This is a genomic window from Rhodohalobacter barkolensis (genome assembly GCF_002834295.1).
Classification (GTDB): Bacteria; Bacteroidota; Rhodothermia; order Balneolales; family Balneolaceae; genus Rhodohalobacter; species Rhodohalobacter barkolensis.
Map to the genome: position 1 here is coordinate 811143 of NZ_PISP01000001.1, position 15445 is coordinate 826587.

Below are 15445 nucleotides of genomic sequence, written 5' to 3' on the forward strand. Positions count from 1 at the left end.
CAGCCTCACGATTCAGCTGTTATCTTAGTACACATGATACACAGAGAAAACGAAAGCCTGAGTTGGTCTCTGATTTAACCGTAATCGATTATTCATCGTTCAGTTATTAATTAAACGAATATTGGAGACCAAAGGAGTGAGCAGTGCCATAACCTGTAGAAAACGGTATAAATGAGTAATTAAACTGTACCGGCTGAATGGATAAACCCATTCCAAAACTTAAAGGCCGTTCAGTAGGTCCCATTCTGTAAGCGGTTTGAAAATCAAAAAGATCCGCAGCATCTACTGTCAGTCCAATGGTTGTATAACTATCCTGAACTTCTTCAGATGTAAAATCCCCACGATAATGTTCATCCAACGGCATACTCCAGTCAGTAAGAATTCCAATTAGCAGAGGGAAATCATTATTACCCGGAGTCATAAATTCAATTAGTTTCAAAGATACACCGGCATTCAGCATCGTCGGAAGCGGAGTGGCCGTAGTTTCCAGCTTTTCCATTTCACCCAAATTGTTCAATGAAACACCGGCAAGCACCTTTTCTTTAAACAAACGAAGCGAAGTACCCACATTGAATGCATAGCCATTAGCCCTAAGCTGAAAGATCTCTTCTCTCAAATACTGAGCCGTTACACCGGTAGAAAATGGCCCTACCTGATAGGCAACTGCTGTACTGAGTGAAAGATAGCTGACAGAGAACGAACCGGAGGACGGTCCGGGTTGACTTCTGGCCTCAAAATCATCTGCCCGGGTACCATAAATACCAAATCCATAGGTAAGCTGATTACTTTTAAAATGGACAGCGGCAAATTGCGTATTCAAATTTGAAATCCACAATGTATAATTGATATCCAAGCCGGATTGCTTCTCGAAAGATAGAAGGGAGGGATTGCTGTAAATGGAAGAGGATCCTGTTGGATAAGCTGTTGTTCCTTCTCCCATAGAAAGGATTTGGGCTGAAGGGCCGATATTCAAGAAATCGAGTCCGCTTCCGGTGTCCTGTGCTTCTGCGTTGTGAAACAGCAACATGAACCAGAATAAGATGCATGCTGGTGTAGAAATAAAATATTTAATACCGGATGGATACAAGCGATTCCTAAAAAAGATGATAATTGAATTTGCATAAAAATATCGGTCTGTTTGAACACTTAACCAAATAACATTGGCCAGCTTTTGCTTAAAATTCATACATTTGGCAAAAATGCATGAACCACCATCAATTGAATGACTTCTACAGATTATCGCTATAGAATGCCGGCCGAATGGCATCCACACTCCGCTACTCAGCTTCACTGGCCGTCAAACCGAGAAACCTGGCCGGGTGAAAGATTGAGCAGGGTAGAGTCTGTTTATCTGAATATAATTGACGCTCTTCACAGATATGAACCGATCATATTGCTTGTTGATGAAGACAGTTCAGAAAAAACAGTTCGGGAAAAACTGATTAACTATGGCATTGATATTGGAATGGTGCAGATCTATTCTCTGCCCATTGATGACGTTTGGGCCAGGGATTGCGGACCAATTTTTGTTCAGCATTTGGATAAATTGGATCGTTATGCAATCACGGATTGGGAGTACAATGCCTGGGGTGAAAAATATCCGCCATTTGATTCAGATAATAAACTACCTGAATGGTTTGCTGAAAATTTTAACCTCGAGCACTTCAATACAAATATGGTGTTGGAGGGAGGGTCGATCGAGACTAATGGAGAGGGCATTTTACTGACTACAGAATCGGTTTTACTCAATGAAAATCGAAATCCAAATCTGACAAAAGCGGAAATTGAAAAAACCGTAAAACATTATCTTGGAATGGATAAGATCATTTGGTTAAAAAATGGATTAGCCGGAGATGACACAGATGGTCACATTGACGACCTATCCCGGTTTCTAAATCGGAACACGATACTTACTATGATCGCAGATGATCCGAATGATATCAATTACAAAGCCCTTCAGGAAAATTACGAGATTTTAAAAAGCTCGACAGATCAGGATGGGAATCATTTTAATATTATAACGCTGCCGTTGCCTAAAACAAAGATAGAAGGAACCACGGTAGATGGCTCAGAGTATGTACCTGCCAGCTATGCGAATTTTTATATCGCAAATAATGTGGTTTTACTTCCTCTTTACGACAAGAGATATGATGAGGAAGTGATGGACATTTTCAGAGAGTTTTTCCCTGATCGGGATGTCATTGGGATAGAATGTGCAGACCTGGTGTGGGGTCAGGGCAGTATTCACTGTATTACTCAACAACTTTATGGGATCAAGAGTTAAAAAGTCATCCGGTTGTTTAAAGTGCCTGAATGAGTTCCCAAACTTCACTTTTTACCAAATCCCTGGTTCTATAAATATTATCAAAGAAATCATTGATATTTGTATCGGGGTGGGTATGTCGTATAAGTTCATCCGTAAACCCAAATTCAATATCCTCCAGATTGTCGAAATAGTCTATAGTTGAAAAGTTATATCCGTAATCAATTCCTCTGGGCATGATCAATTCATGCAGTTCCCAACCTTTCATTTGATCTCGTTCCATTCTCTCCTCATGTAACGGCCTTGCTATTTCATCTTCAAACATCTGATATTCATACTCATAGCCTAACCCTACATTCATATAGTTCATTACAATGTAACGGCTGGGTGAAAAATGATCGCTCTGCAGAACACTGTTCCTTATTTTCCAAAGCTCAGAATGATTGGGCGAAAGATACTTTCTGTAGCTTTCAGTCATTCTCTGACCTTCTCCCTTAGAAAAATCTTCCAGAAATTGATCCGGTACATCTTCAAATCCACTCAGCGACTGACTGATTGTAACAACTACATAATTATAAAATGAATTTTGAGTACCGGGGTAAGTCACTCTGTATACATACCAGTTTTCGATATTGTCACTCTCTTTACGTGCTTCCTGAATTGAAACAAATGTTGAAGACAGATGCTGTAAAAAATCATCTTCTTCATTGGGTTCAATTTGCAGATAGTCGATATGCATATAGTGACCCTGCCGATCCTGAGCTTCTACGGATAGTGGAAGCAATAGTGCACTAATTAGAGTGAGAAGAGATATTCGAATAGGAGTAACCATGGTAACCTCCTTCCTGAATTAATAATTAATTCAATTAACAAATTTTTGTGAACAAATCGAAGTATTTACGCATCTCAACTAAAAAATTAATCTAATTGAATAAGGTTTACAGCCTTTTAAAGGAGTGTTTTTCTTTTTCAATTAACGAACGTAAATGAATTTTTAGGATGAGAATTCCTTGTTACATTGTCTGTATACTTTCATATCTTCATGGCAAAAGAGTTCCTGTAACTTTAATCATTCAAATGTCAACGATTTTAAACGAGAAGTACGAAGCAGTTATCGGGTTGGAAGTACACGCCCAGCTCTTAACAAATAGTAAAGCTTTTGCGGCAGTTTCAGCCGAATATGGTTCAGCCCCAAATACTCAAGTTACGCCACTATGTCTTGGGCATCCGGGTACACTACCGGTTTTAAATGAAAACCTGGTCCGCTTCATTATCAAAATGGGTTTGGCAACAAGTTGTAAAGTGGCAGAAAGGTCGATATTTGCCAGAAAAAATTATTTTTATCCGGATTTGCCAAAAGGATATCAAATCTCTCAGTACGATACTCCGATCTGCTATGATGGTCATATTGATATCGAATTGGAAGATTACGATAAAACCATCGGCATTACCCGAATTCATATGGAGGAGGATGCCGGTAAATCCATCCATGACCAGGATCCCTATCATACATTGGTCGATCTGAACAGGGCAGGGACACCATTGATTGAAATCGTATCGGAACCCGATCTTCGAACCCCACAAGAAGCGTATTCTTATCTCTCCAAAATCAAACAAATTGTTCAGTATTTGGAAATTTGTGACGGTAATATGGAAGAAGGGAGTTTACGCTGTGATGCAAACGTATCAGTGAGGCCAAGAGGCAGGGAGAAGTTTGGAACCCGTACAGAGCTGAAAAATATGAACTCTTTTCGCAATGTGGAAAGAGCGATTGCTTTCGAAATTGAACGACAGATTGAGCTTATTGAATCGGGTGGTGAAGTCGTACAGCAAACACTTTTATGGGACGCCAATAAGCTGGAGACCCGCAAGATGAGAAGTAAAGAAGAAGCACATGACTATCGATATTTCCCTGAGCCGGATTTACCGCCTGTGGTTGTAACGGATGAGCTTTTGGACGACATTCGTTCTGACCTTCCGGAGTTACCAAGTGTTCGTTACCGAAGGTTCATTGATGAATTCGATCTTTCTGAAGATGCTGCCTACACACTGACAGAAACACGTCAACTGGCAGACTATTACGAAAATACATTAAATGAACTGCATGAGCCAAAAGCCGTTGCTAATTTAATTCTTACTGAAGTGCTCCGAGTTTTAAATGATAAAAGTATTACCATCAGGGACTTTACAATTACAGAAGCTCGTCTTTCAGAATTAATCCAAATGAAATTAGACGACAAGGTCAACTCATCCGCCATGCAGGAGATTTTTAATGCAATGCTGGATTCTGATAAAACTGCGGAGGAACTGGCTAAAGAGATGAACTTGGTTCAGGTTTCAGATTCGGGATTTATTGACCCAATCATTGATGAAGTTATTGCTAATAACCCTGATGAAGTGGCAAAGTATAGAGGTGGAAAAAAAGCATTGATTGGTTTCTTTATAGGTCAGGTTATGAAACAATCCAAAGGAAAAGCGAACCCGAAACAGGTCCGGGAACGTATAGCTGAAAAGCTTGAAGGGTAGATACAGGGGTATCATTTCTTACAAAATTATCATCTTAAAATTAACATAAATGAACTTTAAAGCAGCTTATTTAACTATTTTTGCAGCTTTTTTGACGTTTAGTTGTTCGCGTTCTGATTCAGATATGATGGAAACTCATATTAGCGGTAATATAACCGTAGATGAAAATCTGGATCAATCCAATGACAACAGCGAAATTCAACTCCTGGTTTCTTTTCAACAATCGGATGGAGAAGCCAGAGATACTCTTTTTTATGCCGAAACAGATGAAGATGGAAATTTTTCCGGAACGGCTAAATTCGAAAATCGGGATTTGTATCCGGTGATTGTCTCCAGAAATCAAAATACCTTTGGTATACTCAATGTAGTTTTTGCAGACGGTGACTCCGTATCCATCAATGCGCAGTTGCCCAACGTGAACCAAACGGCTGAAATCTCTTCTGAGGAGAATGATGCCTTTAAAACTTACGAGCGAATAGAACGCAACTTTAATCGTGTTGCTCAATATATCAATGCAGGTGCCATTTCTGAGGATAGTGTATACATTGAACTTCAAAATTGGAGTGATCTATACTGGCAAATGTATGAAGAGAACGAAAGCACTTTTGCTTCAGATTTAGCAGGGAATATGTCTGTTTCCATATTAAGCGGATGGAATGACTCCCTGATGGTAGAACGAGCAGAAGAGTTGATAAGCAGTCAGAATAAGCTGCGTTCGAATGGGCGATCAGTAATGGTTGACTATTACGCAGAAACCGAAGGATTAGATCGGGCGATATCATTTTTGAACAGGGTTGAAAACTTATCTCAACATCGAAATGATAAGATGACGATTCAGATGGATAAAATTGAGTTGCTATACGACAGTTCCAGAACTACAGAGGCGTCTACTCAACTAGATCAATTTAGAGAAAGTTTTTCTGATGTAACACTGGCTATGGAGTGGGCAGAAAATATTGGCTATGATATTGAGTTTCTGGCTCCCGGTTCACAATTTCCTGACTTCTCTTTTGTAACCGTAAATGGAGATTCAGTTTCAAGCGAAAGTATGTCAGGATCACCTTTTATTATTGAGTTTACCCGCTTCGACAATCCATTATATCAGCGGCAATTTGATCGAACGGTTGCTATCTATCAGATTTATAGCAACTTTGGTTTGGATATCATAACAGTGCCGGTGGCTACAAACCCGGTGATGCTGCAAGCATTTTTTGATGAGAGGGATATGCTTTGGGACTTGGTACAGCCAAACTCATTTGATGCAGAAGAATTAATCGAACGATTTAATATAAGTCGGGTTCCTACACGGTTTTTAGTGAATGCCGACGGAGAAATTATTCGCCGATATATTGGCGAAGAGTATCAGGAAGTGGTAAGAGGACTTCAAAACATAACTTCAAGAAACTAAATAATATCATGCGTAAAATACTTATAGCAGGTAACTGGAAAATGAATGCAGGGCCAACAGAAGCTAAGGTATTAGCTGATAAAATGGTCGAAATTTGGAAAGGGAAAGAGTTTTCCCAAGAGGCTTTGATTTGTCCACCTTATGTATCACTTCCGTTTGTTGTGAAGAGTTTCAGAGACTCTTTCTTTAAAACAGGTGCTCAAAATGTTTCTAACGAAGATAACGGTGCCTATACCGGTGAAATCAGCACCTCTATGTTGAAAGAGTTGACTTGTAGCTATGTGATACTGGGTCACTCCGAACGCCGTGAATATTTCAACGAAACGGATGATTTTATTGCAAAGAAAGTCCTTAAGGTGTTGGATGATAACATGAGACCTATTCTCTGTGTGGGTGAAAAACTGGAGGATCGTAAAGCCAACAACCATCAAACCATCGTGAAAAATCAGCTTAAAGTTGTTCTCGATCAGGTTGATAAATCTCACGCCGAAAATTTTGTTGTCGCTTATGAGCCGGTTTGGGCCATTGGCACCGGCGAAACAGCATCTCCACAACAAGCTCAGGATATGCACGAATTCATCCGAACATTTATTGCTTCTGAATGGAATGCCGAAACAGCGGATAAAGTCCGTATTCTCTACGGCGGAAGTATGAAACCGGGGAATGCTGAAGAATTGCTATCACAATCAGATGTTGATGGTGGATTAATCGGTGGTGCAAGTTTAAAAGCAGATAGTTTCAGTGAAATTATGACCATTGCAGATCAAATATCTAAATAATGGACACCAACTATAATGTATTACTGATAGGCAGTGGTGGCAGAGAGCATGCCATTGCCTGGAAACTGAATCAGTCTCCAAATCTTGGTACACTCTACATTGCACCGGGCAATCCGGGTACAGCAGAGCTCGGTATGAATGTAAATCTAAATTCAAATGATTTCGCTTCTGTCGTTGATTTCTGTAAAGATCATTCCATCGATCTGGTTGCCGTTGGACCGGAGGCTCCGCTGGTTAACGGAATCGTAGATTACCTGGAAAAAGAAGGGGTGCCTGTTTTTGGACCAACAAAAGCTGCCGCTCTGCTCGAAGGCAGCAAGCAATTTGCCAAAGAGTTTATGGTGAAGTATGAAGTTCCTACGGCAGATTATGCAGTTTTCTCATCTGATGAATTTGATGATGCATTAAAATTTGTCCAGTCGAAAGAAAGCTACCCGATTGTTCTGAAAGCAGACGGACTGGCTGCAGGGAAGGGAGTATTTATTTGTGATAGCGAAGAAGAAGTCATTAAAAGATTAGATACTCTTAAAAACGACAAGAATTTACAGGATGCTGCAAGTAAACTTGTTGTAGAAGAGTTTATGGAAGGTGAAGAAGCCTCTGTATTTGTGATTGCTGATGGACACACTTCGCATATTCTGCATAATGCACAAGATCACAAACGAATTGGTGAAGGCGATACCGGTTTAAATACAGGCGGGATGGGAGCATACTCACCGGCACCGGTTTTGACTGATGAAATCCTCGATAAAGTAAAAAATGAAATTATTGAACGTACCATTACCGGTATGCAACTCGAAGAGGCCGCCTATCACGGTATACTTTACATCGGTTTGATGATTACTGAATCCGGGCCAAAAGTAGTTGAATACAATTGTCGTTTTGGTGACCCTGAATGTCAGGTCATTTTACCACCTTTGGAGAACGATCTTTTAACGCTGATGATTGCTACCACGGAACAGCGTCTGGATGAAATCTCAATTCAGTTGGATGGGGATTATCGGTGCGGAGTTGTTTTGGCCAGTGATGGTTACCCGGGCTCATATCCCAAAGGAAAAGAAATAACCGGGATTGAATCAATCGATGATGATGCGATAGTATTCCAGGCCGGTACTAAATTGGATAGCGATAGTTTAGTAACAAACGGTGGACGGGTACTCAGCGTTGTTGGAAAAGGGAATACCTTAGACAAAGCCATCAGTCATGCCTATAAGAATGTTGAAAAAATTCACTTCGAAGGTTGTTACTTTCGAAAAGATATTGGTCATAAAGGTCTGAAGCGTATTTCATAAAATAATATTCCCTTACCGTCACGGATTTGTAATTTATGATCCTGTAGAACGTAGTATGCGCTCAAATGAAATAGAACATGTCTATAGAAAGTGGAATGATTTGATCAATACGGATACCTGATGAGTCAATCTCTCCATCACCTTATTTTTGATTCTTCAATTGCTTTTCCTGAAAGAGTGATAAAAGTATTTAACTATCAGCTTGAAAATAATCCTGTCTATTCCAGGTTTAATGAGGTTTTTGGTTTCTCCCGAGATTTATCATCACCCATTTCTATAGATGAACTTCCACTCATCCCGATCAGGGTCTTTAAAGAGGCGGATATAAAAAGCTTTCAGGGCGAGGAAGAACTTCTCTTTATGAGTAGCGGAACAAGCAGTATGACTCATAGCAGACATTTTATAAAAAACCGATCTGTTTATGAAAAGGCTATTGAAAACCAATTCTACAACTTTTTTCCAAAAGATCAGACTTCCGTTGTATGCTATACTCCCGGTTATTCAGAGAATCCACATTCATCATTAATTTGGATGCTAAATCATCTTGTTGAGCAAGATTCGTCCGGTTTAAGCCATTTTATACCTTTGGATCAACCACTTAAAAAAGAACAGCTTGAGAAACTGATTCAATCAAACCGAAAAGTAGTACTCTTTGGTGCTGCATTCGGACTTTTAGATCTGATAGAATCCGGTTCGGATCCTCTTCCCGAAGGTGCCCACATCATTGAAACAGGTGGAATGAAGACGCATAGAAGGGAGATACATAAATCCGAGTTAAGAGAACTGCTATCTGATGGATTTCAAGTTCCACCGAGCCGGATACATTCTGAATATGGAATGTGTGAATTGCTCAGTCAGTGTTATGCCATAGGCGGAGAATGGTTTGAAACGCCTGAGTGGATGCGTGTTACTGTACGTGATGCAAATGACCCATCGAGAATTTGCGAACCTTATGAGCCCGGGAAACTGGGAATCATCGATCTCGCAAATCTCTATTCATGTTCGTTTATACAAACGGATGATATGGGTATGATGGATGACCAAGGGAGATTTAAGGTAATGGGAAGATGGCGAAAAGCAGAAATGAGAGGGTGTAATTTTTTGATTGACAGTGAAACATGAATAGCCTGAATGAACATATTGCTCAAATATCTTCAGCAATTGATGATTGGTTACAGGCTGACAATCAAACCTTGAAGAGAGCCATTGAAAGAACTGTGGAGGAGGGATTATTTGGAATAGAGGATATCAAACATCAAATACGGCACCTGAAAAATTCGCTTACGGAAGAGAATCTAATTAAGTGGACAAAGAATACAGATTTTAGTGATTGGCCCTTGAGTTCTAAAAATATCGTATGCCTGCATGCAGGTAATTTACCGTTGGTTGGCCTGCAGGATCTTCTTGCTGTTACTCTTACCGGAGCAAATTATATTGGAAAATTATCTAAAAAAGATCCCTATTTGCTCCCGACATTGATCGAAAAACTGGATCAAAAGAATATTGGGGGAGTAAGGAAGTGGTCTACTACTTTGAGTGATTTAACCGGTAATCGGGCCGATGCTGTACTATTTGCCGGATCAGAAGATTCCGTAGAACCCGTAATTTCAAGTCTGTCAAACTTTGGTATAGCTAACCAAAAAACTCCCAGGTTGATGAGAACCGCTCATTTCTCCATAGCTTTTATCGAAGATTATTCTAAGAAGACGATGGAGGATCTTACTGAAGCGGTTTTCAGATATGGAGGAACCGGATGCCGTTCCGTTGCAATTGTGGTGGCGCCCTTCAGTTTTAAAAGTCAAAAATGTCATTTTACAGATTATATAGAATCATTCTGGTTGAAAAATCCTCAGCATCAAAAGCCAAGCAACTCTCTTTTTTATCGATACGCAACCAATAAGGCATTAGGTATCGAACAGTCTTGGTTGAATGATTTTCTTATTGAAGAGAGACTTTCCCTTCACACTGATAAATTTGTTCTTCAATGGATTGAAGGGGATGAACAAACTCTTGCTGAAATTATTCAGCAATTTAGAACGGGTCTTCAAACGGTTTATACTCAATCAGGTGAAATTCCAAAATATTTTGGTCATTCAGAGCCCCCGGAAACGGATATGCTAGCCAATGCCCAAACACCTGATATCTGGTGGAAACCGGATGGAGTTGATACCGTGGAGTGGCTATTCAAAAATGTGGGCTGATAGGATTTCTGTCTTATTTTAAGATCTGTTTTTCATACCTTGAAACATCAAATAATGAGATAAATCCACTCAAAAACAGAGTTTACTTTTGGCTAAAAAGAGCAGTATAGATCTATTTAAAGAGGCTTTCCGGGAAATAAAAGGGCAAAAAAATATCAAGCCCATTTACTATCTGTATGGTGAAGAAGATTTTTTTAAAGATTTGCTCCAGGAAGAAATAGAGAAATTTGTTCCTGACGACCAGAAAGATTTTAATTTTGATCTGATTTACGGTTCAGAATCAAATCCCTCGAAAGTTCTCAGTATTGCCCGCAGTTACCCGATGATGGCTGAACGAAGGGTAGTCATTGTAAGAGACTTCATTAAGCTTGGTGAAAAAGCTGAGGATGGTTCACTGAATGAATTTATTTCCTACATCAAGCAGCCAAATCCAACCTGCGTGCTATGTTTGATAGACTCAAGATTCCCGGATAAACGAACAGGACTAGGTAAGGAACTAAATAATAACGACAAAGTATCAGAGTATAAGTTTGAAGCGGTCCCGGACTATCAGTTGCCAGACTGGATATCCGACTGGACCAAAAATATTCACAAGAGAGAGATAAATCCTGCTGCTGCACAAGTACTGGCTCAAATGGCCGGCCCGGATTTAAAGCTACTGTCCACTGAATTGGAAAAAGTGTGTACTTTTGTGGACACCGGCGAACGCATTGAAATAGAGCATATAAAAAAAATTTCCGGCTCATATCGCGATTACAACGTCATAGAGCTTAAAAATGCGGTCGTTAACCGGAATTTGAACCAGGCCCTTGGCATATCGGAACAGATATTGCAACACAATAACTACAGCGTTGGAGAAGTAATCAAAACGTTGGGGTTCTTTTACATTGTGTTTTGTAATATCTGGCAAATATGCAGGCTAACTGAAAAAGGTCTTTCTAAAGATCAGGTTCAGTCCGAACTGGGAATTAAAAGTAACTATATTTTTAATGCTCAGTGGAGAGAAGCCTCGCAGTTCAGGCTGGCAGAGATGCCCCGGATATTTGAAGCCTTGCTCGATGCAGATCGGGCTGCAAAAGGCTTCGGCACATTGGATACCTCATCGATATTTCTCCTTCTGCTTAAGCGCATCATCGGCTAAGTTGTAAATGTATTAGCCCGGTGTTGCGGTAAACAAGCAACCTAAAAGGGGTAATACCATGAAAGTTTCTACAGTATCCGAACTCAGAAATATGTCCGATGAAGATGTAATGGAACAACTACAATCAGGCGTAGTTGAGGCGTTCGATATCATCGTTCAGAGATACAAAGACAGACTTCATAACTTTTTATATCGATACACACACAATCACGAAGATTGTGAAGATTTGGTACAGGAGACCTTTTTACGAGTTTATCGCAGCCGAATGTCGTACGAAAGAATTGCAAAACTTTCTACATGGATGTATACCATCGCGCTAAACCTTGCCAAAAGCATGTACAAGAAGAAACAGCGAATGAGCTTGGTTTCTATTCATGCCGATGAATCAGATCCTGATGACCGGGAAATGCAGATTACAGATACTGTAATTCTCCAGGATGAAGAACTTCATCTTAAATTAAGTGTACAGGAGCTAGAAAGAGCACTCCAGGAACTTAATGACGATTTCCGTGAAGCGGTTATCCTGCGTGATATACAGCAGCTTACTTACGAAGAAATTGCAGAAATTACAGACACTGCAATGGGTACTGTAAAATCCAGGATTAATCGTGGAAGACAACAACTACAGGAAATTATCGGCAGTTATGTGAAGTCGGAAACAATTTAAAAAAATAGGAGTATGAATTTCTGAACACCAAATAGAAATTTATACTCCTTATGCTTTCCAAGCCTGAACAAAGCACTATACTTACCGAATTTATTCTCGATTTCAGTGATAACAGTTTATCACGGGCCGAACTTTCATCGTTTAAAGAGCTAATGGATCGGTCTGAAATTGTTAGAAGAGAAGCGATTGGCAGCAAGAGAATTCGAATGGCCTTAGGTTCTATGCCTAAAGTTTCAACCAGCGACCGTTTTGATCAAAAAATGGCATCACGATTTGCTATCGAACTCCAAAAAGAAGCCAAAGAGCAAAACGCTAAACGAATAGGAGAGACGAAGCTGACAGCAATCTAAATTGCGTCAATTTTTTCTTTTAATTCCAAAATCTCTTCATGCTCGGGATCAATTTTGAGTCCCTTTTGGATGTACTCCATTGCTTCCTGATTTGCCTTTGCCTGATGTAATATCCAGGCGATGTTGTGATAGGCATCTGTAAAATTCCAATCTTTTTTTATAGCTTTTTCATAACATTTAGCAGCCTCAATGTGCTGATTCTGCCGCAAAAAGAAATTACCTAAATTGAAATGAGAAAGGGCATTCTCATTATTCAAACGGGTTAAATAGTGAAACAGCTCGTGTGCCTCATCAAATTTGCCCAGTGCTTCGTAACAATCAGCCAGATTATTTAGTGAAGGGATATGGTTCGGATTGATATCAAGTGCTCTTAAGTAGATATCTACCGCCATATCCGGTTGACCGTTTTCGTGATATGCATTGGCTAAATTAAACAGAAATGCAACCGTATCCGGAGCAAGATCAAGGGATTTTTCCAAATAATGGATCGCCTCTTCGTACTCACCCAGAAGATAGTGGCCTACACCTAAATCATGTATTAATCGCGCGTTATCAGGACTGTTATGGAGTTCTTTTTTAATAAGTTCTATTTGATGTCTTACGTCTGCTTCGTTTTTCAAAACTGATATCCAATTTGTAATTCGGCTTTAAATGAGTTGATTGACCCCGTAGATAAAATTGCCTTTATAGGTCCTACAATGGTTAACCCTCCTAAAGATAAGGAAGCCCCATAATCAATATCACTATTAACCGGATTTAAACTCCATTCGTCCTGAAACCTTCCGGCATATAAATCTAAATTAATAAATCGATGATAAAATGGTTCGGCCTGCCACCCAATTGATACCAATTGAACATGTTTGGTGGAAACCTGATATCGGTCTATCCCACCAAAATTCAAATATCCTATATCTTCGTAATATCTGTTCGGGGTGTTCCAATATCCCCAGGGCAGTTCATTACCGTAGGTATAGCCCGCCATTAAAGTGTTTCGAAGGGAAAAGAAGTCAGTAATTTTGTAAAAACCTTCCCAATATAGATTTGCGGAAGAAAATTGTAGTGGACTGAAAATCATTGGATCACTGTGGAAAAATTGGGCAACAACTTTATGTCCGCTTGACGGGTATGATTTTCGGTCTAAAAAGTCATAGCGATACTTTGCAAAAAGAGCATGATACCCTTCATTTTGTGGAGTAATCAGTTCCCGGTTTATTTCATCACTGTGAAATGTAAAGTCTTTACGAACACCCAATGCAAAAAGGTGTTGGGTACTGAAGTAATTACCGAAAGATATTTCACCCCGAAGAATGTGATTCTTAAATCTCGACGCTCTTGAGCCATTTACAAACCAATCTACATTTTCTGAGTGATACTGAAGTGAAGTTAAGGCAGCAAATCGGGAGCCTAAGGCTCCGTAGTAGATATAATCTCCTCCAAACATAAGTTGATCACCCAGTCTGGCCTCCAGTCGGTTGATGGACCCATCATGCAATAGATCCTGAAATGACGCTTCAAAGAGAATAGATGCCTTAGTTCTGGATTCGTATCGCAAACCTACTTTAAAATCGTCCCTTTGGCTCTCTCTAATATTGATATGAAGATTGTAATAGTATGATGAATCCGGCCGAACTCGATATGTAACCTGCTCGATATATTGAGAGCTATACAGACGACTGATCTTATCATCAATCATTTGAGGGCTTAATTTTGCACCGGGTTCAAACTGAAGCTTTCGCATTATGAAATCGTCATCAAACAGTGTATTTCCCTTAATGATAACATTCTGAATTGGAAGTGGAGATGGGGCGTCCATCGTTTCTCTTGGAGAATAAGGGCCTACTTGTAGTTCAGAAATTTCTTTAAAATCTTCGATATATTCCCGGCCTGCTTCCATACCTATTTGAAGAAACGTTTCCATTAAATTGAAATCCGCTATGGAGTAACGTTCAATTTTTGGCATAGTAATAACCACATCGGCTTTCTTTCTCTCTGGAACCACTCGTTCATTAATTCTGTACTGAACCGATTGGTTCATGATCTCAGTCAATGTTCTAAGACTGTCAATTGGAACGAGAGGGGTAGAGACATCAACAGCAATGATGTAGTTAGCTCCCATATCAATAGCGTCCTGTACGGGCAGATTACGAGCCAGACCTCCATCTATATAATATTTTCCATCAATTTCGTGAGGGGCCATGGCTGAAGGAATAGAAATACTTGCCCGGATGGCATCAGGCAAATATCCGGATCGAAAGACTACAGCTTCTCCGGTTTCAATATCTGTGGCAACTGCAGCGTATGGAATCGGGAAATCATTGAAATCTTCGGTGCTGTGCGCAACCCAGGCCAACCTTGATAGATAGGAGTATATATTTTGACCGGTTATAATTCCTGAAGGAAGCGACAATCCGCTTTCACTGATGGGTATACTTACTATGGTTCTCTCATCAAATCCTTTCTCGTAATTGGAAATATATCTTCGATTGGGATTTTCTGTAAAGAGCTCCATAAAATTGCTTGTTCTGCTTAACTCAATCAGCTGATCTGCACTGTACCCGATGGCATACAGTCCTCCAATCAGACTACCCATGCTGGTTCCTGTTATGTAGTCAATTTGAACTTCTGCTTCTTCCAGTGCTTTAAGAATTCCAATGTGTGCTACACCTTTTGCACCACCGCCCGAAAGTACCAGCCCAACTCGGAGTGAGTCGTTCTGTAATGGTTTAAGATCGGTTTGAAATGTAGCAGATTTAACCTGAGGAGAGAATATTGTAAAAAGAAACAGTAAGGTAAGTGTGCAAGTAGTTGATTTCTTCAT

At 39.9% G+C, this 15445-nt stretch carries 14 protein-coding genes; 10 read left to right on the top strand and 4 right to left on the bottom strand.

Annotated features, from left to right (window positions below):
* Window positions 1-106: 106 nt before the first annotated feature.
* On the bottom strand, window positions 107-1186 hold the full coding sequence (locus CWD77_RS03290) for a PorV/PorQ family protein (RefSeq protein ID WP_101071794.1): 1080 nt from the start codon (window positions 1184-1186) through the stop codon (window positions 107-109).
* A gap of 36 nt (window positions 1187-1222) precedes the next feature.
* On the opposite strand from CWD77_RS03290, the gene CWD77_RS03295 reads away from it, so the two are divergent.
* Window positions 1223-2284, top strand: coding sequence for an agmatine deiminase family protein (locus CWD77_RS03295; protein ID WP_101071795.1), 1062 nt, complete (start codon window positions 1223-1225; stop codon window positions 2282-2284).
* Window positions 2285-2300: 16 nt separating this feature from the next.
* On the opposite strand, the gene CWD77_RS03300 is transcribed toward CWD77_RS03295, so the two are convergent.
* Window positions 2301-3095 (bottom strand): hypothetical protein, encoded by a 795-nt coding sequence (locus tag CWD77_RS03300; RefSeq protein ID WP_101071796.1) that lies wholly within the window; start codon window positions 3093-3095, stop codon window positions 2301-2303.
* Between the two features lie 245 nt (window positions 3096-3340).
* Here CWD77_RS03300 and gatB point away from each other — a divergent pair, with 245 nt between their 5' ends.
* The 9 genes from gatB to CWD77_RS03345 all read left to right on the top strand — a co-directional run bounded on the left by gatB (window position 3341) and on the right by CWD77_RS03345 (window position 12627).
* Window positions 3341-4789: an Asp-tRNA(Asn)/Glu-tRNA(Gln) amidotransferase subunit GatB gene (gene gatB / locus CWD77_RS03305; RefSeq protein ID WP_101071797.1), complete on the top strand. Its 1449-nt coding sequence runs from the start codon at window positions 3341-3343 to the stop codon at window positions 4787-4789.
* A 49-nt stretch (window positions 4790-4838) separates the two neighbouring features.
* Entirely contained in the window at window positions 4839-6197 is a 1359-nt protein-coding gene (locus CWD77_RS03310; RefSeq protein WP_101071798.1) for a TlpA family protein disulfide reductase, read from the top strand.
* Window positions 6198-6205: 8 nt separating this feature from the next.
* Complete coding sequence (tpiA, locus tag CWD77_RS03315) at window positions 6206-6976, top strand: triose-phosphate isomerase (protein ID WP_101071799.1); 771 nt, start codon at window positions 6206-6208, stop codon at window positions 6974-6976.
* Window positions 6976-8268 (top strand): phosphoribosylamine--glycine ligase, encoded by a 1293-nt coding sequence (gene purD, locus CWD77_RS03320; protein ID WP_101071800.1) that lies wholly within the window; start codon window positions 6976-6978, stop codon window positions 8266-8268. Before tpiA ends, purD begins: the two co-directional genes overlap by 1 nt.
* Before the next feature lie 120 nt (window positions 8269-8388).
* Window positions 8389-9390 carry a LuxE/PaaK family acyltransferase gene (locus CWD77_RS03325; RefSeq protein WP_101071801.1) on the top strand — a complete coding sequence of 334 codons (1002 nt, stop codon included), beginning with the start codon at window positions 8389-8391 and terminating at the stop codon, window positions 9388-9390.
* Window positions 9387-10469 carry an aldehyde dehydrogenase family protein gene (locus tag CWD77_RS03330; protein ID WP_101071802.1) on the top strand — a complete coding sequence of 361 codons (1083 nt, stop codon included), beginning with the start codon at window positions 9387-9389 and terminating at the stop codon, window positions 10467-10469. The genes CWD77_RS03325 and CWD77_RS03330 overlap by 4 nt, the downstream gene beginning before the upstream one ends.
* Window positions 10470-10557: 88 nt before the next feature.
* On the top strand, window positions 10558-11610 hold the full coding sequence (holA, locus tag CWD77_RS03335; RefSeq protein ID WP_101071803.1) for a DNA polymerase III subunit delta: 1053 nt from the start codon (window positions 10558-10560) through the stop codon (window positions 11608-11610).
* Between the two features lie 58 nt (window positions 11611-11668).
* Complete coding sequence (locus CWD77_RS03340; protein WP_206017934.1) at window positions 11669-12277, top strand: sigma-70 family RNA polymerase sigma factor; 609 nt, start codon at window positions 11669-11671, stop codon at window positions 12275-12277.
* A gap of 50 nt (window positions 12278-12327) precedes the next feature.
* Window positions 12328-12627: a hypothetical protein gene (locus tag CWD77_RS03345; RefSeq protein WP_101071805.1), complete on the top strand. Its 300-nt coding sequence runs from the start codon at window positions 12328-12330 to the stop codon at window positions 12625-12627.
* Here the strand turns inward: CWD77_RS03345 and CWD77_RS03350 are convergent.
* On the bottom strand, window positions 12624-13247 hold the full coding sequence (locus CWD77_RS03350) for a tetratricopeptide repeat protein (RefSeq protein WP_101071806.1): 624 nt from the start codon (window positions 13245-13247) through the stop codon (window positions 12624-12626). The two genes, CWD77_RS03345 and CWD77_RS03350, sit on opposite strands and share 4 nt — an antisense overlap.
* Window positions 13244-15445 carry a patatin-like phospholipase family protein gene (locus tag CWD77_RS03355; protein ID WP_101071807.1) on the bottom strand — a complete coding sequence of 734 codons (2202 nt, stop codon included), beginning with the start codon at window positions 15443-15445 and terminating at the stop codon, window positions 13244-13246. The genes CWD77_RS03350 and CWD77_RS03355 overlap by 4 nt, the downstream gene beginning before the upstream one ends.